19 protein-coding genes are annotated in these 22,373 nt (G+C 46.7%); 7 read left to right on the top strand and 12 right to left on the bottom strand.

The genetic code is table 11. From position 1 onward, the window contains the following. Positions 1 to 61: 61 nt before the first annotated feature. A complete protein-coding gene (locus OI18_RS01625; RefSeq protein ID WP_039136428.1) occupies positions 62 to 3,208 on the bottom strand; it encodes a TAT-variant-translocated molybdopterin oxidoreductase in 3,147 nt (1,048 codons plus the stop codon). Between the two features lie 99 nt (positions 3,209 to 3,307). Next, positions 3,308 to 4,558 (bottom strand): c-type cytochrome, encoded by a 1,251-nt coding sequence (locus OI18_RS01620; protein ID WP_039136426.1) that lies wholly within the window; start codon positions 4,556 to 4,558, stop codon positions 3,308 to 3,310. A gap of 369 nt (positions 4,559 to 4,927) precedes the next feature. On the opposite strand from OI18_RS01620, the gene purN reads away from it, so the two are divergent. Genes purN through OI18_RS01590 form a run of 6 tightly spaced genes read left to right on the top strand, consistent with a single transcriptional unit; the run spans position 4,928 to position 11,561 of the window. Next, positions 4,928 to 5,707: a phosphoribosylglycinamide formyltransferase gene (gene purN / locus OI18_RS01615; RefSeq protein WP_240312699.1), complete on the top strand. Its 780-nt coding sequence runs from the start codon at positions 4,928 to 4,930 to the stop codon at positions 5,705 to 5,707. 10 nt (positions 5,708 to 5,717) lie between these two features. After that, complete coding sequence (locus tag OI18_RS01610) at positions 5,718 to 6,488, top strand: peptidase associated/transthyretin-like domain-containing protein (RefSeq protein WP_052272769.1); 771 nt, start codon at positions 5,718 to 5,720, stop codon at positions 6,486 to 6,488. Between the two features lie 28 nt (positions 6,489 to 6,516). Beyond that, complete coding sequence (locus OI18_RS01605; protein WP_039136424.1) at positions 6,517 to 8,049, top strand: serine hydrolase; 1,533 nt, start codon at positions 6,517 to 6,519, stop codon at positions 8,047 to 8,049. A 17-nt stretch (positions 8,050 to 8,066) separates the two neighbouring features. After that, positions 8,067 to 8,603, top strand: a complete 537-nt coding sequence (locus OI18_RS01600; RefSeq protein ID WP_039136420.1) for a hypothetical protein — start codon at positions 8,067 to 8,069, stop codon at positions 8,601 to 8,603. 25 nt (positions 8,604 to 8,628) lie between these two features. After that, on the top strand, positions 8,629 to 9,822 hold the full coding sequence (locus OI18_RS01595) for a dipeptidase (protein ID WP_039136418.1): 1,194 nt from the start codon (positions 8,629 to 8,631) through the stop codon (positions 9,820 to 9,822). Continuing rightward, positions 9,822 to 11,561 (top strand): ABC transporter ATP-binding protein, encoded by a 1,740-nt coding sequence (locus OI18_RS01590; protein WP_039136415.1) that lies wholly within the window; start codon positions 9,822 to 9,824, stop codon positions 11,559 to 11,561. Before OI18_RS01595 ends, OI18_RS01590 begins: the two co-directional genes overlap by 1 nt. 3 nt (positions 11,562 to 11,564) lie before the next feature. Here the strand turns inward: OI18_RS01590 and OI18_RS01585 are convergent, their stop codons facing one another. The 6 genes from OI18_RS01585 to aqpZ all read right to left on the bottom strand — a co-directional run bounded on the left by OI18_RS01585 (position 11,565) and on the right by aqpZ (position 18,974). Then, on the bottom strand, positions 11,565 to 13,553 hold the full coding sequence (locus OI18_RS01585) for an alpha-ketoacid dehydrogenase subunit alpha/beta (RefSeq protein WP_039136413.1): 1,989 nt from the start codon (positions 13,551 to 13,553) through the stop codon (positions 11,565 to 11,567). 1 nt (position 13,554) lies between these two features. Beyond that, on the bottom strand, positions 13,555 to 13,902 hold the full coding sequence (locus tag OI18_RS01580; RefSeq protein ID WP_039136410.1) for a phage holin family protein: 348 nt from the start codon (positions 13,900 to 13,902) through the stop codon (positions 13,555 to 13,557). A 24-nt stretch (positions 13,903 to 13,926) separates the two neighbouring features. After that, a complete protein-coding gene (locus OI18_RS01575) occupies positions 13,927 to 16,164 on the bottom strand; it encodes a TonB-dependent receptor (protein WP_039136408.1) in 2,238 nt (745 codons plus the stop codon). A 43-nt stretch (positions 16,165 to 16,207) separates the two neighbouring features. After that, positions 16,208 to 16,969 (bottom strand): OmpA/MotB family protein, encoded by a 762-nt coding sequence (locus OI18_RS01570; RefSeq protein WP_082037810.1) that lies wholly within the window; start codon positions 16,967 to 16,969, stop codon positions 16,208 to 16,210. A gap of 420 nt (positions 16,970 to 17,389) precedes the next feature. Further along, complete coding sequence (locus OI18_RS01565; RefSeq protein WP_052272767.1) at positions 17,390 to 18,079, bottom strand: outer membrane beta-barrel protein; 690 nt, start codon at positions 18,077 to 18,079, stop codon at positions 17,390 to 17,392. Positions 18,080 to 18,263: 184 nt separating this feature from the next. Next, positions 18,264 to 18,974, bottom strand: a complete 711-nt coding sequence (aqpZ, locus tag OI18_RS01560) for an aquaporin Z (RefSeq protein ID WP_039136406.1) — start codon at positions 18,972 to 18,974, stop codon at positions 18,264 to 18,266. Between the two features lie 33 nt (positions 18,975 to 19,007). On the opposite strand from aqpZ, the gene OI18_RS01555 reads away from it, so the two are divergent. Continuing rightward, the gene (locus tag OI18_RS01555; RefSeq protein ID WP_039136404.1) at positions 19,008 to 19,529 is read left to right on the top strand and encodes a hypothetical protein; all 522 of its coding nucleotides are present in this window, start codon (positions 19,008 to 19,010) and stop codon (positions 19,527 to 19,529) included. On the opposite strand, the gene OI18_RS01550 is transcribed toward OI18_RS01555, so the two are convergent. Genes OI18_RS01550 through OI18_RS01535 form a run of 4 tightly spaced genes read right to left on the bottom strand, consistent with a single transcriptional unit; the run spans position 19,495 to position 22,372 of the window. Continuing rightward, a complete protein-coding gene (locus OI18_RS01550; RefSeq protein ID WP_052272766.1) occupies positions 19,495 to 20,259 on the bottom strand; it encodes a DUF2490 domain-containing protein in 765 nt (254 codons plus the stop codon). The genes OI18_RS01555 and OI18_RS01550 overlap by 35 nt on opposite strands. Positions 20,260 to 20,288: 29 nt before the next feature. Further along, complete coding sequence (locus OI18_RS01545) at positions 20,289 to 21,263, bottom strand: HAD family hydrolase (RefSeq protein ID WP_205409964.1); 975 nt, start codon at positions 21,261 to 21,263, stop codon at positions 20,289 to 20,291. Continuing rightward, the gene (locus OI18_RS01540) at positions 21,260 to 21,742 is read right to left on the bottom strand and encodes a DUF4251 domain-containing protein (protein WP_039136401.1); all 483 of its coding nucleotides are present in this window, start codon (positions 21,740 to 21,742) and stop codon (positions 21,260 to 21,262) included. The genes OI18_RS01545 and OI18_RS01540 overlap by 4 nt, the downstream gene beginning before the upstream one ends. Positions 21,743 to 21,766: 24 nt before the next feature. Then, positions 21,767 to 22,372 carry a hypothetical protein gene (locus tag OI18_RS01535; protein ID WP_039136399.1) on the bottom strand — a complete coding sequence of 202 codons (606 nt, stop codon included), beginning with the start codon at positions 22,370 to 22,372 and terminating at the stop codon, positions 21,767 to 21,769. Position 22,373 lies beyond the last annotated feature (1 nt).

The raw sequence follows: 22,373 nt of genomic DNA, 5'->3' as shown, positions 1-22,373 counted from the left end.
CAGGGTTTTACCCCATTCAGCATATTGATTTTATATTTTTTTATCTGCCTGACCTCTAACCTTAATGTGCCGCAGGTTCCTTCGGAGCCTGCTGATGTGACTCGTGACCTGGTTCCTGATGCTCAACGTGCGCACTCACAACATCTGTATTCCGCACTTTCGCAAGGTAATTCACGTTCGGAAGTACGTGGATCTGCTCAAGTGAATAGAATAACCTGTTCATGTTATCATGGCGTGTTTTGGAAACCGCGCTCTGGCTGTTGTTTACGTTACCGAAAACAATCGCATCGGCAGCACAAGCCTGCTGACAAGCCGTTCTTGCGTCGCTGTCAACCAGCGGGCGATCTTCTTTCTTGGCTTTCAGTTTTCCTTCCTGCAGGCGCTGAACACAGAATGAACATTTTTCAATGACACCCCGGCTCCGAACGGTAACATCCGGGTTAAGCACCATGCGGGTGAGGTCGTCGTTCATCATCAGGATTACGTCATTAGCCTCATCCTGGTTATTCTTAAAGCTGTCTGCACCGGTGTAGTCAGCCCAGTTAAAGCGGCGTACTTTATACGGACAGTTGTTCGCACAATACCTTGTTCCGATACAACGGTTATAGGTCATCTGGTTAAGGCCTTCGCTGCTGTGGTTGGTCGCAGCAACCGGGCAAACGTTTTCACAAGGGGCGTTATCGCAATGCTGACAAAGCATTGGCTGGAAAACGGTCTGGATACTTTCCGGATCGTATGCATCACCCGCAAAGTAGCGGTCAATACGCAGCCAGTGCATATCATGCGCACGCAACACTTCTGATTTCCCTACCACCGATACGTTGTTCTCTGCAGTACATGCAACGACACAGGCACCGCAACCATAGCAGGCATTCATGTCGATGCTCATTCCCCACTTAATACCCGGTTTGTCAAACACAGGATAAATGGTACCGTCTTTAGCATAATTCTCAAGACCGCCCCATGGTTCCAGTTCTTTTGCACGGGCCTCAAGTACCTTTTTCGGATTCTTGATGTATTCAGCCAGCGTCATTTCCTTCACCACTTCATGGCGACCTTCATATGAGCTGTGTGTCTGTGTTGTGGCAATTTTATATGTGGTACCTGTTGCTTCTACATTGGCGTTGGCATGGAAAATGACAGTCGTACCATTTGAAGATGCGAATTGATACGCATTCTTTCCAACATTGGCTGCCGCCTTACCTACTTTTTCAGAACGACCATAGCCAACTGCAATTGCCATCGTTTCATTCTGCATACCTGGAATCAGCAACACAGGCATTTCAACTTCCTTGTTTCCAACCTTCAATTTTACAACCGGCTTTTCAGGGAAAGCTTCGTACTTGTCTGACTGAGTGTTGTTTTTGAGGTCAATCTTGAACAGCTCTTTACCGAGGTGCGGAGACATCATTACATAGTTGTCCCAGGTGGCACGCGTAATCGGATCCGGCATTTCCTGCAACCAGGGGTTGTTGGCATGACGACCATCAGCCAGACCAGCTTTCTGGTAGATCACCAGTTCGTAACCTGCCCTTTTGGCTGTTCCGCCTGCACCAACTGCTGCTGAAGCTGCTGCAACAGCACCGCCGTTATATGAAGCGCTTCCTGCAGCCGGAGTTGTGGGCTCGATCACGCCGTCCTGCAATGCTTTCAGGAAAGTATCCTCGCTACCGAGTTTTGATGTCCAGAAATTTTTATGGTAATCCATGTAAGAAGCGGTGTTTCCACTCCACTTCAATAAAGTCTCCTGCCACTGGCGGGTTTTGAAAAGCGGTGCAATGGTAGGCTGAACCAGGCTGATATAACCCGATTTGTGCTCTGCATCACCCCAGCTTTCCAGATAGTGGTTGGCAGGAAGAACATATTTGCACAGTTCGGTAGTCTCATCCATCTTCTCATTAAGTGAAACAGATACGCGAACTTTCTTCAGTCCGGATTTGAACTTCTCCGCATCGAAATAGTCGTATGCAGGGTTTACGTCGTAAAGGATCACAGCACCGATGGAACCATTGTTCATGTCGTTAACCAGGGTAGCCATTTCTGCGTCGATACCCGCTTTGTTCCTGTGGGTAACACCCCAGTTGATCGTTGTACCATTCGCCCCAACCGCTTCATTGATCGCATTCACGATGATCTGAACACTCACATCATTGCTTCCGCTAACCACAAGTGCATTTCCTTTATTTGCAACCAGGTCTTTCGCTGCTTTTTCGATTCCTTTCCTGAGCTTGTCACCATTTATTCCGGTTACAGACTGGCCATTAACTGCACTGAGCAATGCAGCAGCCACTACACCTGTCTCTGACGGACGATGGGTAAAGCGCTCATCGGCGTTGGCACCAGTCATGCTCATCATTGACTCGAACTGGTAGTGCTTGCTCATCGCAGGATTCGCAGGATCTACTTTACGACCCTGTGTGTATCCGCGCTGGAACTCAACAGGATTCAGCCAGGTTCCCAGGAAATCAGCACCCAGGTTCACAATAACTTTTGCTTTGTCGAACTGGTATGATGGAATTGCCCGCTGACCATAGCTTGCTTCATTCGCAAGCAGGAGGCCGCTGTATGAGATTGCATCGTATTGAACATGGCGGCTTCCGGGATATTTCGCCAGGAATTCGCTGATTACCTGCTTACCGGAAGGAGAATTGACTGTGCTGGTAAGAAGTACTACCGGAGCTCCACCGAGTCCGCTGAGCGCGGTACCAACCATTTTATCGAACGCTTCAAATGTGCTTACTTCCTTGCCGTCTGCCATGGGGAAACGAAGCCGTGCTGTATCATACAGGTCCAGCACTGATGCCTGAACCTGGGCGGTTGTACCACCTTTTGTCCAGGTTGACAATTCATTTCCTTCTATTTTGATCGGACGTCCGTCACGAACTTTCGCTAATACAGGTATAGCATCACCTCCGGAAAGGTAGGTGGTTGCATAATAATTGGCCACACCAGGAACGACATCTGCCGGACGGTTAACGAAAGGAATTGCCTTTTTAACCGGCATTTCACAACTTGCTGCAACTGCCGCTGCCGCTGTGCTGAATCCTACATATTTCAGGAAGTCACGGCGTGGAGTCTTGGCGTCCAGGCTTTGAGCATCAAAATTTTCAAACGGCAGATCTTCTTTGAATTCGTCCTGTGCGCCCTTTTGAAATGCTTCTGAGTTGTTCAACTCACCGAAACTTTGCCAGTACTTTTTTTGCTCCATATACCCAACCCCGTAGGGGGCTACCTTTTTTGGTTATGAAAAATGTTTTGTAGTGATCTTACTTATCTGAAACGCTATCCGTTTTAGACAGCTACCATATTAATAGTGACATTTCTGACACTCTGTTCCACCAATTTTTTCAACAGTCACACTGTCAAGTGTACCATTCTTGATCTCGTTGTGGAATTTCTCGTAAATGCTGTAGAACTTATTTTCTGTGAATTTTACCTTGGTCTCGCGGTGACAGTTGATACACCATCCCATGCTCAGATCAGAGAACTGGTAAACCTCGTTCATATTCTGGATTTCACCATGGCAGGTCTGGCAGGCAACGCGGCCGGCATTTACGTGCTGCGCATGGCTGAAATAAACGTGATCAGGCAGGTTGTGGATCTTCACCCACTCTACCGGTTTGGGCTCGTTTGCGTATTTCTGCTGATCAGGATCCCATCCTGTATGCTTATAAATCTTCTGGATTTCTGCAGTTCCATCAACCTTGGTTCCGTCTTCACGGTACAGATCCTCACCACTATAAGAAGTAATGGCCATGTGACAGTTCATACAGGTGTTGAGTGAAGGAATATTTGCATGTCTTCCTTCCTGCGCTCCGCCATGACAATACAAACAGTTGATCTGGTTTGTACCGGCGTGAACCTTGTGGGAATAATAGATTGGCTGCTCGGGCTGGTAATCTTTTGACCGTCCAAGGCCAATTGCCCCCTGGATAGTATAGTACCCGCCAATTACGAACAGGATCACGGCAACCAGGGCGATATATGCCTTATTTCTCCAGAAAGGAACCGGCTCATATGCAGGAACACCTTCTTTTTCGTCGCTGAGGCGCTTCAGGTTAGCGTTGACCTGCAGCAGCGTAAATACAATAATTGCAAGTATTAATGTAAGAATTCCGAAAAGCAGGGTATTGTCGCTGCTTGTGGCTTTGGCATCCTGGTCAGTTTTAGGATTACCTTTTGCACCAGGAACATTAGCTTCCTGTACCTTAACGTATGCCAGGATCGCATCTATTTCCGCATCTGTAAGGTTGGGAAACAGGTTCATCGCAGCCTTGTTATACTGCTGGTACAGGTCGTTGAAGTACTTATTTCCGGACTTCAGAACTGCCTGGTTGTTGCGGATCCAGTCATGTAACAGCTTCTTATCGGGAACCCTCTCCTCAATACCTGCCAGTTTCGGACCTGTCAGGTCTTTGTGAACAGCGTGGCAGGAAGCACAATTCTGCTGGAATAGAGCTTTCCCGTCCTGCGCGAAAATTTGCTGATCAAAACAAACAACAGTGAGGAGAAGGATACTGATTACTAATCTCTTCGCAATCCGTCTATAGTCAATCATAAGCTGGAATGTGTCTGTGGTAATGTTAAATGTTGCGATTCGGCTGCAAAAATATGACACGATATTGACAAAATATCAACATCAGGCTTTTTTTTTTGACCACGTAGCGCTTGCATTTCAGCGAATTGCGCGATTTTTCAGATGTCGTTTTTATGCCATTCGTAAACGGTTTTGTTCAAACATTTCTCCTTAGTTTGCGACATGTTTGAAAAACTGCAGTCCAAGTGGAAGGTGAATGGTATTCAACTTTTTCTAATCCTTTCAACTTTTGCAATTGGTGGTAGTCTGACCGGCATGGCTGGCCGAAAACTTATTGGATTAATGCCCGTTGAACATCCCATCGCCTGGTTTTTTTCATACATTATTATAATGACACTTATCTGGCCCTTGATGGTGCTCTTCGTTAGCATCCCTTTCGGCCAGTTCATATTCTTCCGTGGCTACCTGCTCCGGATGGCGTCACACCTGAGACGTTCCAACTCACCAATAGAAAACCCACACGCAGTGAATACATCTGAGCAGCCTTATTCAGGAACTCCCGCCGCGCCTGATCATCATCATCATCATCCGATACTCCTCGCAGTATTTGCCTCCGGTACCGGTTCAAACGCTGAAAAGATCATGGACCATTTTGCAGAACACCCGCGCATAAAAGTCGCACTCGTGGTCAGCAATAAACCCGCAGCCGGTGTACTGGAAAAAGCGGCTGCACGAAATGTACCTACCCTCATCATCGAAAAGGAAAATTTCTTCCGGGGCGATTCTTATATACCTTTCCTGAAAGAAAAAGGCATCGATTTCATTGTCCTGGCCGGCTTCCTCTGGAAGATCCCGGCAGCGCTGATCACTGCCTTTCCTTCACATATTGTAAATATCCACCCGGCATTGCTGCCAAAATATGGTGGCAAAGGCATGTATGGACAGTTTGTTCACGAAGCAGTAATCATCGCCGGCGAACAAGAAAGCGGTATAACCATACATTTTGTTGACGAACATTATGACCATGGCGGAACGATCTTCCAGGCAACCTGCCAGCTTGAACCAGGCGACACTGCCGCATCCCTTGCTGAAAGGATCCATGAACTCGAACACGCACATTATCCGGCTATTATAGAACAGACCGTGCTAAAGCAGGTCGTAAAACACTGATCGAGACACTATGTACAACCTGGTCCGTATAATATTAATATTACTGCCACTTACCGGTTGGCAGTTTCTTGCGGCCCAGGTTCGCGTAAGCGGTACCGTTTACGAAATGAACCGCACATTCCCGCTGGCTTCAGTAAGCGTGCTTACCAGCCAGGGACGAGGTACCGTCACTGATTCATCCGGGCGCTACACCATTACTGTTTCCACAACAGATTCGATCTTTTTTTCATACCTCGGCAAACCGACCCCCAAGTATGCAGTTTCCGGGATCCCTACCCCAAGCCAATTCGATGTAGCCCTGCATGTCAATATCACTACCCTGAAAGAAGTTCGCGTAATGCCCCGCGACTACCGCATCGATTCCATCCAGAACCGGCGCGACTATGCGAAAGCTTTTGAATTTAGAAAACCAGGCCTGGGACTTTCATCTTCTGCCCCGGCATCAGGGAACTTCGGCGTAGGACTCGACCTCGAACAGCTTATCAACGTGTTCAGGTTCCGGAAAAACCGGAGCATGGAAGCCTTCCAGGAAAGACTGCTCCGCGAAGAACAGGATAAATTCATTGAATACCGCTTTTCCCGTGCGAAGATCAGGAAGGTTACCGGCCTGACAGGCCCGGACGTGGACACCTTCATGCGTTATTACGCACCACCTTACGAATTCGTAACTGACGCTACAGAATATGAATTGCTCGAATACATGAAAAAATCAGGTGAGCAATACAAACGGCTTAAGCAAATTGGCGGACGGATTTCCGGCAGACGCAGGGAGGAAGAATGATCCCCTCCATTATTTGTATCTTCCTCACATGAAAAAAATTCTTTTTTCAACTGCCCTGCTGGCCTCCTGTATTATAACCATGGCCCAGCGTCCCGCAACAGACATCAGCCGTAAGTTCCTGCAGGACAGTCTGAACAGTTATATTGAACTGGCTATGAAGCAGTGGCAGATTCCCGGAGTATCTGTGGCTGTTGTAAAAGATGACCAGGTGCTTTATATTAAAGGATTTGGCGTCCGTGAATCCGGCAAAACTGAACAGGTAAATGAACATACGCGCTTTGCTATCGGAAGCAACACAAAAGCGTTTACAGCCACAGCGCTTGCCATGCTGCAGTCTCAAAAGAAACTCAGCCTCGATGATAAAGTCATAAAATGGATTCCTGACTTTAAAGTCTTTGATCCCTGGATAACAAAGGAAGCAAACCTTCGCGACCTGCTTTGCCATCGCCTCGGCTATGAAACTTTCCAGGGCGACTTCATGTTCTTCGATTCTGACCTTTCTTATGCGGAAGTGAAAGAAAAATTTGGCCGGATCAATCCGTTGCATGAATTCAGGAGTCATTGGGGATATTGCAATGCCGCATTCGCGTTAGCAGGCGAGGTAATTGAAAAAGCATCGGGAATGCCGTGGGGAAGTTACCTGGCTGACAATATTTTCCGTCCACTCGGAATGTCTGAAACACTTCCCTACTCGAAACAGGTCGATACAGCAACTAACGTGGCCGCGGCACATACTGTTGCAAATGGAAAATTGCGCAGGATTCCTTTTGGTCGTATTGACAACCTTGCACCTGCCGGTAGTATTTTGTCAAGCGCATCCGACATGAGCAAATGGGTAAGAGCACTCTTAAACACAGATAAGGCTGGTAACCAACTCATCCCTGCTGATGCCATCAACGCAACAAGGCTTCCCCATTCCATCCTCGGAAACGGGGGGCACCCATTCAACCGCGCTCACTTTTATTTATATGGACTCGGCTGGTTCCTGCAGGAATACGAAGGCAGGAAACTTGTTGAACATACCGGTGGTGTAAACGGTTTTGTTACCAGTGTTTCACTTGTTCCGGAAGAAAATCTCGGTATAATCGTACTTACAAATACCGATGCGAACGGCTTTTATGAAGCATTGAAATGGGAAATTATGGATGCACTGTTTGGCCTTCCGTTCAGGAATTACCATCAAACAACTTTGCAGGAATATACCGGTAACGAAAAAAGAATGGATTCACTCGTTAAGCTTAGGAAGGATACAATTGCCATGAAAATCGCGCCTTCGCTTCCACTGGTTGCGTTCACCGGGAACTATGAGCACGGGATTTACGGAAAAATGAACATGGCGATGGAAAATGGAAAATTAACCGCCCGGTTCGAGCATCATAAAGGAAGATACGCAACACTTGAACCATTGGGAGGTTCCCGGTTCCTGGCAACTTTCAACGATCCGCTGTATGGCATCCGCACCTGGCCATTTACCATTAATGAGGGCAAGGTGCAAAGTGTAACAGTGACGGTTTCCGGTTTCGTTGAATACACACCTTACGAATTCATTAAAACTCCTTAATACAAACTTTTTACATCATGAACCTGACACTGGGAATTGGCACGCGCCTGCAACATACCCAATACGGTCCCGGAGTTATCTGCGGCATCCGATACGCTACTTACCTGATCTCATTTATTCACCATGGCCTGAAAGAAATAGATAAAACCGACCCCGCGCTTGAAGAGATCATCCCGGAAAATGTCACGGAAGAAATTGAAACACATTCCGAAGTTGAACGCTCGCTGCTGAAGATACTTCGGCTATGGAGCGGCGTTAGCGAGATGGTGCCCCTGGGCGACAAGTGGAAAGGAGGTGTCCTGATACTTAAACCAGGTGACAGCTCGCTCAAACCAAAGGATTTACCCATAGAAACATTCTTTCATAAAATTGTGATGCTTCGCGACAGGTTGCGGGTTTTGGAACAGCAGATCAATGCACATAAACAGCTCAGTGATGAAGAGAAGATCAACATGCAACAATATATCACGAGAATTTATGGCTCGCTGACAACCTTCAACGTGTTATTCAAAAACAAGGAAGAATGGTTTGTTGGCGACAAGGGCGCAGAATAAATCGTAACCTCATCAAAACCTGGACATGGCCCAACATCTGAAGAAAATTATTCTCCTGCTTTTAATTGTTATTCCAATTTCCCTTTCAGCACAGAAAAAACTGCATGAAAAAAGTATCGTAATTGATACGCACAATGATGTGCTGTCATCAGCAACACTTAAAGGGATGAATATTGAAAATGACCTTAGTGGGAAAACCCATAGTGATCTTGAACGGTTCCGTAAAGGCGGGATAGATATCCAGATCTTTTCCATTTTTGGTGACGAACGCTATGTTAACGGAACCGCTTTCCGTCATGCCATTCGCGAGATCGACTCACTGGATGCAATTACGGCAAGAAACCCGGACAGGATGATGTCCGTTAACAATATGAAGGATCTCAGGACAGCTGTTAAAGCCGGGAAACTCGGTGCCATGAAAGGTGTTGAAGGTGGTCATATGATCGAAGACCGGCTTGATTATCTCGACAGCCTGTATGTTCGAGGTGTCCGTTATATGACCCTGACCTGGAATAATTCCACTTCATGGGCCAGTTCGGCCTGGGATGAAACAAAACTCGATGCCGGTAAAAAAGTACCCATTACAAAGAAGGGTCTGAACGATTTCGGCAAGGAGGTTGTAAAAAAAATGAATGAACTGGGAATGCTGGTAGATCTTAGTCATGTCGGCGTACAGACATTTTACGATGCTCTTGAGACTACCAGCAAACCTGTTATCGTTTCACACAGCTGCAGTCATTTCCTTTGCCCGGTACCAAGGAACCTGACCGACGACCAGATCCGCGCGATCGGCAAAAATGGCGGCGTTATACATGTTAACTTTTATTCCGGCTTCCTCGACAGCAGTTATGAGAAAAACAAGGAACTGTTATTGCAAAGACACCAGGCTGAAAGGGATTCTTTAAAGCAGGCAAAGATGGCAGATTATGAAATTGAAGAATGGATCAGCAGGAAATATCCGCATGAAGCAGAATCACTCAGACCTTCGATGGAAGTTCTGCTTGACCACATCGATCGGATTGTAAAGCTGGCAGGAATAGATCATATAGGTATCGGCTCCGACTTCGATGGAATAGAATCCGCTCCACGTGATCTTGACGGAGTGGAAGATATGCCACACTTAACAACAGCCCTGCGGAAAAGAGGTTACAGCAAAAAAGAAATCCGGAAAATACTCGGGGAAAATTTCATCCGGGTGTTCGCGGAAGCAGGTAATTAATGAAAATCTTATGGACATATCTGAAGCCATATAAAGGCTGGGTATTCCTGGCGCTGCTGTTAGCCGGGGTCGCGCAAATATTGTCATTATATGACCCAATCATCTTCGGCCAGGTGATTGACCGGTTCGCAACAGAACCAGGTAATCGTTCAGAAAACGAAAAACTCCAGGGCGTATTTGGCCTGCTGGCGCTCGCCATAGGCGTTGCTTTGCTGGCACGGATAGCACTCACGTTTAAAGATTACGTAGTTCGTCTTGTCGTGCAGAAATTCGGAATGCAGATCTTTAATGATGGATTGCGGCAGACACTCAGGCTGCCTTACCAGGGATTTGAAGACCAGAGCAGTGGAGAAACCCTCTCCAAACTGCAAAAGGTCCGCAACGATACCGAAAGGTTTATTAGTTCCTTCATCAATATCCTGTTCTCTTCCCTGGTCGGAATCTGTTTTCTCATGTGGTATGCAATAACAAAACACTGGGCACTTATTCCTGTTTTCCTGATTGGAGTTGTTTTACTTGGCGGACTCACCAGCCTGCTCAGCAGACGGATTAAAACCATCCAACGGGCCGTAGTGAGACAAACCAATGTACTAAGCGGAACCATTACCGAATCACTGCGGAACATTGAACTGGTCAAAAGCCTCGGGCTCACTTATGGTGAAATCCGAAGACTGCAGGGACAAACAAGAAAGATCTTTGACCTGGAAATGGAAAAAACCAGGAAGGTCAGGACCCTTTCTTTTTTGCAGGGCACCACCCTGAATCTGCTGAAGCAGTCGATCCTCTTTATTTTGCTGTGGCTGATCTTCAGGAACGTTCTTACTACAGGTGAACTTATTTCAATGCAGTTCATCTCTACCGGGATTATCGGGCCGTTGCAGGACCTGGGAAACATCATTTTGCAATATCGCGAAGCTGAAGCGTCATTGATGGTCTTCAACCAGCTGATGCTGAAAGAGCCGGAGTATCGTCCGGAAGAACCGATCGATATCAAAGCCATGGAACGACTGGCATTTAACAATGTTTCTTTCAAACACCGGAATGCAAGGCAAAATGCCGTGGAGAATATCTCATTCTCTGTTGAGCTTGGGGAAACCATTGCATTTGTCGGACCATCCGGATCGGGAAAGTCAACCCTGGTAAAACTGCTGGTCGGTCTCTACACACCAGTTGAAGGAGAAATCACTATAGATGGCATTTCAGTCAGGCTTATCCGTTATAACCGGGTTCGTCGCCAGTTGGGTTTTGTTACCCAGGAAACACAGATGTTCTCAGGCACCATCCGGGATAATATGCTCTTTGTAAAACCGGACGCCACTGATGAGCAAATCATCGCAGCCCTGGAAAAAGCAGCCAGTACCGGCCTCATTATGAATTCTTTGAAGGGCCTTGACACTGTACTCGGTGAGGGCGGAAAGAGAGTATCCGGAGGCGAGAAGCAAAGGCTGGCGATCGCCCGCGCATTACTTCGCGAGCCAAGGCTCCTGATCTTTGATGAGGCCACTTCTGCACTCGATTCAATAACTGAAGAAGAGATCAGCGCTACCATCCGCGAAATTTCAGCTGAGAAGCAACAAATGACCATTTTGATAGCCCACAGGCTTTCCACGATCATGCATGCAGACAGGATCATTGTCCTTGAAAAAGGACGTATTGCAGAAGAAGGAAAACACGCGTTCCTGCTGGAACAAAAGGGACTTTATTATGCAATGTGGCGGCAGCAGGTTGGGGAACGCTAATTGTTAATAGCTAAGGAGCTTTTTTAATGACTCTGCCATCCGGCTTTTAGCCAGGAATTGTTTTTCCAGTTCAAGATTAAACGGAACAGGTGTATCCAGCGAAGCGCATCGTATTACAGGCGCATCGAGTAATTCAAAACAATGCTCGCTTATCCATGCACTGATCTCACCCGCAATTCCGCCTGTAAGCGTGTCCTCATGTAACACAAGTACTTTTCCGGTCCTGGTAACTGACTCCCTGATAGCATCGTAGTCCAAGGGTAGTAAAGTGCGGAGATCAAGGATGTCGTAGCTGACAGCAGGGTCTGACGCGGCATACTCTTCGGCCCAATACACACCTGCACCGTAAGTAATTATGCTGATATCTCTTCCCTGGCTGGCCCATCTCGCCTTTCCTATCGGTACTTCATAATACTCATCAGGAACAGGCCCGCTGATACTTCTGTACAATGCTTTATGTTCAAAGTAAATAACCGGGTTTGGGTCATTGATCGCAGCGATAAGAAGACCTTTGGCATCAGCAGGGGTCGATGGATATACAACCTTCAGTCCGGGAGTATGTACAAACCAAGCTTCATTGCTCTGGCTGTGAAACGGTCCCGCACCCACCCCGGCGCCAGTTGGCATCCTGATCACCACATCGGCATTCTGCCCCCAGCGGTAATGGATCTTCGCAAGGTTGTTGACAATCTGGTTAAAGCCCACGCTGACGAAATCAGCGAATTGCATTTCGACCATGCTTTTGAATCCTTCCAGGCTAAGGCCAAGTGCAGAGCCGATAATTGCACTCTCACAAAGGGGTGTATTTCTTACCCGTTCCCTGCCGAATCTTTCCACAAAGCCTTCCGTGATTTTGAACGCCCCTCCGTATTCAGCAATGTCCTGTCCCATCAGGACAAGATTGTCATGTTTCTCCATTGACTGGCGTAAACCTTCCGTTACCGCATCAATAAAACGCTTCGATTTAACCTCATTTGCAGCAGAGCCGCTTTCCTCAAAAGGCATTGCAGGAACAGGTGCGAACACATCATCCAGCTCTTCCTCGAGTACCGGCAGTTTCATTGGTGCGTCAGCAGCCACCTGCCACTCGGCGTCGATCATTAATTTCATTTCCCTGCGAATGCTTTCGACATATGAGTAAGTCAGCACTTCTTCGAGAATCAGGTATTCCTCGAACTTTTTTACAGGGTCTTTGGCAGCCCATTCTTCAAAAAGGTGCTGCGGAATGTACTTAGTTCCACTGGCTTCTTCGTGACCACGCATCCTGAATGTCATGCATTCAATAAGGTAAGGCTTCTGTTCGCGGATGCAGTATTCACGCACACCTTTGATCGTATCATAAACCTCAAGCAGGTTATTCCCATCGATGGTCACCCCTTCCATGCCATACCCTTTCGCCCTTAAAGCAAGTTGTTCGCAGCGGAATTGTTCCTTTACCGGCGTGCTTAAACCATAACCATTGTTCTCGATCAGGAAGATCACAGGCAGGTTCCAGACTGACGCAACATTAAGCGCTTCATGAAAATCGCCCTCGCTTGTACCCCCTTCACCTGTAAAAGCCAGGCTGGCTTTTTTCTCGTTCTTTAAATTATATGCCAGTGAGACTCCATCAGCAATAGCAAGCTGGGGGCCAAGATGAGAGATCATACCACAGATATGATTTTCCCTGCTGCCAAAATGAAAGCTTCTCTCCCGGCCCTTGCTGTATCCTTCTTTATTACCCTGCCACTGAAGGAACAACTTACGTAAAGGCATCCGCCGGGTGGTAAAGACCCCAAGGTTCCGGTGCAGGGGCATGATCCATTCATCGTCATGCATGGCAAGTGTTGCTCCAACGGCAATTGCTTCCTGCCCAATTCCGCTGAACCACTTGCTGATTTTGCCCTGGCGAAGTAGTACAAGCATCTTCTCCTCAACCAGCCTTGGAAGCAGGATACTTTTATAAAACTCAATTAATTGTTCGTCTGATAAATCTCTCCGGTTGAAATACATATCAGGAATCACTCTTTTTATCGGATGCGTTAATGAGGGAAGTTATGATCGATAACAGTATGCTGAACAGCAGTGCGGACCAGAAACCTGCTACGTCGAATCCATTAACAAGTTTATCAGCCATCAATATGATCAGTGCATTTATTACCAGCAGAAAAAGCCCAAGGGTTATTATGGTGATAGGAAATGTAAATATGATCAGTATGGGCTTTACAATAGTATTCAGTAAAGCAAGCACCAATGCCACGATCAGCGCGTCAGTAAACGAATCAAATGAAATGCCGGGCAGAATATATGACAACCCGAAGGCGACCAGCGCGCTGATCAGCAAACGGACAACAAAATTCATGTCGATAGTTTCGATGAATATACGCTAAAAGAGAATCGAAAACTTTACCCTGGCAAAAAACGGAACACCCGGTGTATAACATATTTCCGATACAGGTGCGGGTTCATTGTACATGCGTGTTTCCGTATCGAACTGGGCCTCACGCCACTCCACATCAAACAAGTTTTCGATCTGCAGGCCAAGTTCCCATCGCTTGCGGGAATAATTCAGCAAAAGATCGTTCACAAAATATCCTTCTGCCTTTATACTATTGTCTTCATTGGCCGGGCGATCTTTCATATACCTGTAACGGAGGTTGGCAGTAAATGAACGGAAAGGCTGGACACTGACGCCACCAGTACTGGTAAGTTCCGGCGCAAGCGGGATATAGTCCGCACCTTTCAGTTCATCAATTGCCCGCGGACGGGCATAGCTGATATCAGCATCCAGGTAAATCCATTTGGCAGGCTGGTATCGCAGTCCAAGATCCGCTCCCATTCTCCTGGTGCGGCCGGATGGTTCAACAACTGCTTCATCGCCCACATAAACAAATTCCTGCTGCATTTCAAGGTGCCAGATGGCCGGGTGAATGATCAGTTCAGGGATCGGCCGGAATATAATACCCAGGTCTGCTCCGTAGGTGGCCGGGAGTGTACGCTCATCCATATTCTTTACTACAACCCTGCTGTCATTTGAATGGAAGCCAATGCCCGTTTTCACATATGCCTGCAGGTTACCGGTTGGAGAATACACAATATTCAACTTCGGACTTAACGCAGTTTTCTGTTCTGCAAGTGTTTTATAAGCCGGTTCAAGCTTATCGGCGTAATTGAAAATAAAATGATCTACCCTCAATCCCGGACTCACCTTCCACTTGCCACTTCGCCAGTCTGCAGACGCATAACCTGAAATGTTAGTCTGATCCACATCACCCCGCGCCATGTATTCATATACGGTTTCGCGCTGCCCTGTGTGGCTCAGCTGAATGTCCCTTACCATGTCGTGACGGAATCCAAATCCACCGGTTAAAGTCCATTCGCTCCTGTCGCCACGAATGTATTTGGTATAACGGTTATCCATTCCATAAATTTTCCTTGATTCCGACTGGTGAATCTGGTCACCGTTTACGGGATCATTAAGCCAGAACGTGAAATTGGAAAACAGGCTGAAATCATATTTGGAGTAGTAAAAGTTTGTCTGCCAATCCTCTGAGTCACTTATCCGGTTGCGGTATTTAAGTGCGATGTTGGTTCTTGACGTATTACCACCTTCAGTCGGATCGATTGCACCCCAACGACTGATGAGACCCTGCTTCACCGCACGGTCGGGAATCTGGCCTGAGGCATCCCATTTGGAATTAAACGAGGAAGCCAGGACACTGATACTGTTCCTGGCACCAAAACTCGCATTATATTTTCCAAAAAGGTTTACCCGGTTGAAGTTCTGGGGAGCTTCAAAGGGACCATTAGTATAATTGTATTCACCGGCGATATACGCATTACTGTTGTTTTCTTCCGACTGGCGGTTGAACAGGTTGAACATTCCCACTGTCCGGAAAGAGCTGATCTGGCCACCCTCGACCTTGAATAGGTTCTGTTCCGGCCGGTCAAGTGTCGTGAAATTCACATATCCTGCTGTTGCGAAGTCACCCTGGTCGGCATAGTAAGACCCTTTTCCAAAATCGATATCACGGATCGTTTCAGGTATAAGGAAATGAAGATCTGCATATCCCTGGCCATGGGCATGGCTTACCATATTTACTGGCAATCCGTCTGCCGTGATTCTCACATCCGTTCCATGATCTATATCAAACCCCCTCAAAAACAGTTGTTCCGCTTTTCCCCCGCCCGCATGCTGGGAGATGAATAGTCCCGGTACCTTCCTGAGCAGATCCTGTGCCGAGTTCACCGGGTTGGTTTTCAGGTCAACCTGCATTACCTGGCGTATTGCCCTGCGGCTGTCACTGACTACGACCTGGCTGAGCTGGACAGGTACCGGTACCAGTCCGACTGTAAATTCTGTTTCCTGGTCGGTTACCACAAACTCGAATGCATCGTACCCGATGTGTGTGACTATCAGCGTGTCAGGCAGCGTATTCACCTTGATCCGGAACCGGCCATCATTGCCCGTATGAGTATGGGTTTCCTTTCCTTTGATCGTTACCGTCGCTTCTTCAAGCGGCAGGCCTGTGTCCTTACCGGTTACTTTACCCCTGACATTAAACTGTGCCGTTGCTGACAATAAAAATAACAACCCAGGAACCAAAACCAGTACTCTTTTCATCCGGAACAATAGCTTTAAACCCGCGAAAATACGGGTTCCGCTATTAATGTGTTCCTTCTTTCAATTCCCAAAGCTTTGAAAAATCCGGGTTAAAGATGATTTCTGTGCGGCGGTTACGTGCTTTACCTTCAGCTGTCTGGTCACCTTCTGCAACTGGGTTATAACTGCCCCTTCCCGCAGATGTCAGCCTGGCTGGATCCACATTATAAGATTTCTCCAATGCCCTTACAACAGCATTTGCCCTTTCTGTACTAAGGCTCCATACGTCGCGGCCTTTTGACTTTTCAGAGGCATCAGCATTGCCAACTACATATACTTTTACATTCGGAGACTGGTTAATCACCTCGGCAATCACTCCCAATGCATCCCTTCCATTCTTGCCCATAGCGGTACTTCCTGGTTTAAATACCAGCCTGTCTTCCATTGACACGATAACCATTCCGTCCTTGTTGGTAACTGTCATACCCTGAGCTTCGAATTTGCTGATGGCATCCTGGGCCTTGGTCCTGATTTCTTCCATGGATGTGCCTTGTTCTGCCAGTGCCTGGTCAAACCTTTCCTTTTGTTTGCGAATATCATCCACGGTAACTACACACTCTTTCACTTTTTTATCCAGTTCAGCATTCTGGGCAGTAAGGTTTCCTACTTGTGAATTAAGGTCATTTACCCGGTTATTAAGGCTGTCTACCTGGCCGGAAAGTCTTGCAGACTCTGCTGTGGCTGCCTTATACTTTTTGCTTGACACGCAGGAGGCCAATGATATCAGTAATAAAAATGCAAGTAAACGACTGGATCTTGTTAGCATAACTATTGATTTTAGTGTGATGAATTATTCTTGCCTTTTATTTTGTTTTCCCTTTGGGCCGGACCAGGTAACTAACTCCTATGCCTATCTCATATGTTAGGGTTTCGCCCAAATCCTGTCTGTCCCGATCCAAGCCGCCCGATCATATGCCAACCTGCCTGAGAAGAGGTTTACAGTTGAGGTAAATTCTCCCCCCCTGCCAACCACTTTCTCTTTCCAGTTTTCATCCCTTGTCCTGGATGCCCGGGTATTTGATTAATTGTTATGAGCTGGTGAAAGCCTTATCCTGCCTGACTGCCGGTCCTTAGTAGGGCGCTGGCAGATGAGTTTTGCAGGTCTGGATTTACATAAGCAGCCCGGTTAAAGGTACGCCCCAGTTTATTGACTACCAATTCAATGCCAGAATTATGCCACGAAAGTTCAGTAGACCTTCGGTTGGCCGGTAGCGTTAGTGGTGTAACCCAGCCGGAAGGCCAGTCCACCGCCCAGCGAAAATTGCAACAATGATGAATAACTGGCTACGCCGGCCCCGGCACCCCCGGTACCAAAATAAAGAGTACCACCCACACCCTGCACCACGGAATTCAACCCTGCCTGTAACTTGATCCCAAACCGTTCTGTTGCCCAGATGTTTGTACCACCCCTTATGCCCCATGCAAATTTCGTCGCATTGCCATCATTCCCATTAGGTGTATTCGAAACGTCCAGGATGCACATGCCCAGGTCAATCCCGAAATAAGGTTCCACTGCAGGACTTGCCGGGAAATACCTGGTACCGCCAAGCATAATGTAGTTCATAACAAGATCAAAATCCTGGGTTTTCACCGGATTAATGACGGTCGCCGGATCATAGTAGGTAATTGGCGCATTCGTACCCTGCCGGAAATACGCAAGACTTATACCATACGCCGGTTTGATCATATATTCCAGGCCAACACCCCATTGAAACCCACCTTTGATCTTGCCATCATAATAGGCGGTAGTCGAATAATAGGAATCTACCTGGTCATCAAAAACATAGTTTGAATACAGGTTGATACGGAAAGAACTGGATTGCCCCCAAACAGTAAGAGAGCTAATCACCAAAAGTAATGACAGTACTTTTTTCATAGCAAACAGTTTATAGATATCAACAATTGCCGGAAATGGCAAATTCTCACAGACTGGATATGTTAACTCCGGGTACGGGTATCAATAACTGGCAGAGCAGTTAAACCGGGCAATAATGGTTGGGGAAAGGATGATTATTATGCAATATTACTGATTGTTAGCTCAATGTCGATCTTCCCCCAAGCTAGACTTTGACCAATTTTTTCCCAAACAGGCTTCTAAATACGAACCCGGCAAGCAGTCCGCCAATAACCGGTGCCAACCAGAATAACCATAACTGACCTATTGCCCATGACCCTGCAAACAGCGCCTGGCTTGTACTACGGGCTGGATTAACCGATGTATTGGTAACAGGAATACTTATCAGATGAATCAGGGTTAGTGCCAGACCAATTGCAAGTCCTCCAAATCCAGGAACAGCTATTTCATCTGTCACACCAAGGATGATCACAAGGAAGAAAAAGGTCATTACCACCTCAGTAATAAACCCTGCTCCCATTGAATACTTTCCCGGCGAATGTTCAGCATATCCGTTTGCCGCGAAACCAGAATCAAGACTGAACCCCTCTGCACCACTGGCTATGAAATAGAGTATACCGGCACCAACTATGGCTCCTGCGACCTGGGCAATTATATATGTTGCAAGCGACGAAGCCGGGAACCGACCCGCTGCCCACAAGCCCAAAGAGACCGCAGGATTAAAATGTCCGCCAGAAATCGGACCTACGGTATAAGCCATGGTAAGGACCGTCAGGCCGAATGCTAATGAAACACCAAGGAGACCGATTCCCACTTCAGGAAAGGCTGCCGCAAGGACTGCACTACCACAACCACCCAATACCAACCAGCAGGTACCAATAAATTCAGCAAGGAGTTTTTGCGACGTTGGTTTCATGTTGTTGTATTTTTATGATGAACCCGAATATTAATGGCACGCGTTTGCCGCATACACCTTTTTTTTCTCTTCCAATTTTTCCTGGCCATCCAGTCCAGGTCGCAGGAATGTAATATCCGTAACCGTATTCTGCCCAGCGGTGTAATGCACTATTACATCGAAGCGGTAAACTTCCAAACTTCCGACAGCGAACGATTATCCGGGAGCATAATCACCGATGGCGAATACTTCTACCTGCGACTGAATCCTCTTCCCATCCTGTCCAAAGAGCAGGCTAAAAAAGTAAATGGAAAACTGAAACTTAACCTCGCAAACGATTCTACATACGAACTTGAATTCTTCGATGCCCACTTCATTGGGGATACGGTTTTTTCTGTCATCTATTCCATTTCAAAAGAGCAGCTGGAACCTCTTGTCACACACTGTATACAGGATGCCCTTATTGACCTGAACGAAGGGACACCGCGATCTTATCATTTCAATCTTCATAGCGACGTGTTAATGGTACAATTGAAGTGCTTTATTGAGGCACGGAGGAAGAAGCTTTTTTTCTGAATTTCTTTACCACATCCGGCAAAAAATTATTAAAAGCAATAACGATTTGCAGCACATGATATATTTCATTCTCATCCGGCCGGGGCAGGTATTCATTCACATAAGTCACTTCAACCTGGATGTCGTCAGTCATCGCATACCCACCACCTATAGTTAACCTGGTGCGGTCAAAGAACTGTCCCCCTGTCACATTGCTCGCGGATTTGAAATACAACTCGGCAGAACCAATCCCATATGAAATACCCTTCCGGATCTGCCTGCCGTTAAAAGCATACAGGCTTTTTAACTGCGACCGGAACCGATATACTCCTTCATAGTAGCCCTCAGTATTTTTTATATGCCTGTCTTCCAGGCGGAATCTGGTTGACATGGTAAGGCGAGACCGTTTAATGTACCATGTACCCTGGAGCGCGAGCCTTCCCTCCGGATATTCACGTTGATCAATTTCCGGTACATACTTATTATAATAGTACCCATAAAAGACCGAGAATTTCCACCGGGCATTCAGGTACAGGTGGGCCCATATCCGTCCATAAATCTGTGAATTCTGTGCCACTATGCTGCTATTTCCGGGCGTACTTGTCCAGTTTTGTCCAAGATTCAGCTCCGTGCTGAATTTCTTAGTCATCGCACGCGTAAACGTTATTTCGTTCCAGAATTGATGATGCGTATTATGCTGGGCCATAATAAAAGCCGGGAAGGTCAAAGTCCAGGCAAATATGCAGACCATAAGTATCGTTCTCCTTCCGCAAATCATAACTACTCAGGAAAAATTCTTTTCCAGTCCTTTTTCATACTTATAACCTGCCATCCATATTTCTTTGCCCAGTTCAGAGATTTATTATCCTTTTCAGCATACGCTGATTCCCTTTCGTTGTCGTCATGATCAACCAATAATTGGAGCGAGGGATAAGTATTTCCCTGGGAATATCGCAACATGTAGATATCACCACCTCCCCCTTCATTCCCACAGGCCAATATTGGCCGCTTCCCGATGTGGTAACGGATATTTACCGGCTTTTCCTGCTTATCATTAAAAGAAACTATAGCCGGCTGTCGATAAAGGTCATTGATGTTTGCGCTGTCCTTATACAGGTACTTAAACCTCGTTCCGATCACCTGTTCAGAAGGAATGCCATAATATTCCTGGCTGATAGCCCGCACAAATTCTATGGTACCGCCTGAACATATATACACCCTGAACCCGTTATCGCGAAGGAACTGCAGCAATTCCAGCTGAGGCTGGTACAGCAACTGGTGCATGGCTTTCCCGTTATGATCTTTTGCCGTATTAAAAAACTCCCGGACATCCTGGTCAAATTCAGCTTCCGATGTGCCGGTATGAGTTTGTATGATAAGGCTCACTAAATCCTTTTCGGTTAATTTATGCAGATATGCTTTATCCCCTTCAAGGATTGCTTTGTAAGGTTGTTTCTTACGAAGGGCAGGATTTTTGGCTGCCATTTTTTTGACCCTGTATCCAACATACAAACCCTGGATAAGCGGCTTTTCACACCATAGTGTCCCATCATTGTCAAAGGTTGCTATCCGGTATTCTTTTGGCACAAACTTGTCAGACCCCTCTGTGCTCACGTCTTTGACAAAAGAGATAATGGCATCCTTCGTTGCCCCTTCATTCCAGGAAGGAAGCGGATCTGTCTGGGCAAGAGTAAATATTACCTGCAATAAGAACAGGCAAATAAAACAGACCCTTCTTATTACTATGATATTCACTGTTTCTTCTTTGGAATCGCCGTTATTTCACCCGTAAAGGAGATCGCCTGGCGGTTGTTACTGGTGACGCGCAGGTCAGCGGAACCATTTGAAAAGATGGTCATATTCATCTCCCGCGTATCGCCACCATCCCTGGGCCGGATGGTAATCTCTTTACTTTCTTTCTTCCCTTCCTTCACGCTGTAGTCGAAATCTTTCGCCGTGAATCGCAATCCGCTGTCATTGTTTCCTATCGGTGCAGAAAACGCCCTGCCTATGTAGGGAAGGTCAGATATGATCTCTTCCTTCGTGACCTGCAAAAAATAGGTTCCGTTAACAATTTGCGACCGGCCACTTTGCGGTTGCATTTGCCTTGCCACAAACTGGTATCGTTGTGAATCCACCAACACAAAAGCAGACGAACTGCCTTTGCCCTGTTTTTGTGAAGTACAGCTGAGTATACAAAGCAACCCGTTTAATAAAAAGAGCAGGCGTTTCATAAAGGGACTGTTTATTTCATCTTGTCAGTATTTCGAGTTGACGATTCCTAATTTGATCCCGAAAAAACTTGTGGAAACCATATCGCTGGCTTCCGGAAGCCAATAATATGTTGCAGCAAGAGTTATGCCGCGCATCCCGTCTTTGCTGAGTCTGACTCCTGCTTCCCCGTTTAAAAGGAATTGTACACCATCTGCCTGGAATGAATATAAACCTACATCCTGGCGCTGGTTCTGGTATGCACCGCCAATTCCCAGCCGAAGAAAAGGCACTGCCATTTCTTTGTTGTCTTTCAAGTCATACTGGCCAACTGCATAGAGCCCGTAAATATTCGTATAGTTGGTGAAATACCCGTTAACAGTTCCCCCCTCTTTGAGATCGATGGTTTCAACACCCCTTTTATCGGGGAAATAGAACCAGGCACCATTACCGCCTATGGACAAACGCTTATTCGAAAGAGTTGCTCTTGCTCCCCCGGTAAAACCAACAAAGCTTGTTTTCTTGATAAAGTCACTGAAGTCACCGGTCGGAAACGAGATCTGGTAGCCGAATTCTCCAACCGTTTGTGCGCTGGTTTCTTTGGCGGCAAAAACACCGGCTGCCAGTATCAGTATATATATAATCCTTTTCATA

Source organism: Flavihumibacter solisilvae, assembly GCF_000814475.1.
GTDB classification, from domain to species: Bacteria; Bacteroidota; Bacteroidia; order Chitinophagales; family Chitinophagaceae; genus Flavihumibacter; species Flavihumibacter solisilvae.
This window is presented reverse-complemented; position numbering and strand designations above follow the sequence as displayed.

Bases quoted from the DNA above. Each gene is read 5' to 3' on its own strand.
- OI18_RS01625 (WP_039136428.1), bottom strand. From the start codon at position 3,208: ATGGAGCAAAAAAAGTACTGGCAAAGTTTCGGTGAGTTGAACAACTCA.
- OI18_RS01620 (WP_039136426.1), bottom strand. From the start codon at position 4,558: ATGATTGACTATAGACGGATTGCGAAGAGATTAGTAATCAGTATCCTT.
- purN (WP_240312699.1), top strand. From the start codon at position 4,928: ATGACACTTATCTGGCCCTTGATGGTGCTCTTCGTTAGCATCCCTTTC.
- OI18_RS01610 (WP_052272769.1), top strand. From the start codon at position 5,718: ATGTACAACCTGGTCCGTATAATATTAATATTACTGCCACTTACCGGT.
- OI18_RS01605 (WP_039136424.1), top strand. From the start codon at position 6,517: ATGAAAAAAATTCTTTTTTCAACTGCCCTGCTGGCCTCCTGTATTATA.
- OI18_RS01600 (WP_039136420.1), top strand. From the start codon at position 8,067: ATGAACCTGACACTGGGAATTGGCACGCGCCTGCAACATACCCAATAC.
- OI18_RS01595 (WP_039136418.1), top strand. From the start codon at position 8,629: ATGGCCCAACATCTGAAGAAAATTATTCTCCTGCTTTTAATTGTTATT.
- OI18_RS01590 (WP_039136415.1), top strand. From the start codon at position 9,822: ATGAAAATCTTATGGACATATCTGAAGCCATATAAAGGCTGGGTATTC.
- OI18_RS01585 (WP_039136413.1), bottom strand. From the start codon at position 13,553: ATGTATTTCAACCGGAGAGATTTATCAGACGAACAATTAATTGAGTTT.
- OI18_RS01580 (WP_039136410.1), bottom strand. From the start codon at position 13,902: ATGAATTTTGTTGTCCGTTTGCTGATCAGCGCGCTGGTCGCCTTCGGG.
- OI18_RS01575 (WP_039136408.1), bottom strand. From the start codon at position 16,164: ATGAAAAGAGTACTGGTTTTGGTTCCTGGGTTGTTATTTTTATTGTCA.
- OI18_RS01570 (WP_082037810.1), bottom strand. From the start codon at position 16,969: ATGCTAACAAGATCCAGTCGTTTACTTGCATTTTTATTACTGATATCA.
- OI18_RS01565 (WP_052272767.1), bottom strand. From the start codon at position 18,079: ATGAAAAAAGTACTGTCATTACTTTTGGTGATTAGCTCTCTTACTGTT.
- aqpZ (WP_039136406.1), bottom strand. From the start codon at position 18,974: ATGAAACCAACGTCGCAAAAACTCCTTGCTGAATTTATTGGTACCTGC.
- OI18_RS01555 (WP_039136404.1), top strand. From the start codon at position 19,008: ATGGCACGCGTTTGCCGCATACACCTTTTTTTTCTCTTCCAATTTTTC.
- OI18_RS01550 (WP_052272766.1), bottom strand. From the start codon at position 20,259: ATGGTCTGCATATTTGCCTGGACTTTGACCTTCCCGGCTTTTATTATG.
- OI18_RS01540 (WP_039136401.1), bottom strand. From the start codon at position 21,742: ATGAAACGCCTGCTCTTTTTATTAAACGGGTTGCTTTGTATACTCAGC.
- OI18_RS01535 (WP_039136399.1), bottom strand. From the start codon at position 22,372: ATGAAAAGGATTATATATATACTGATACTGGCAGCCGGTGTTTTTGCC.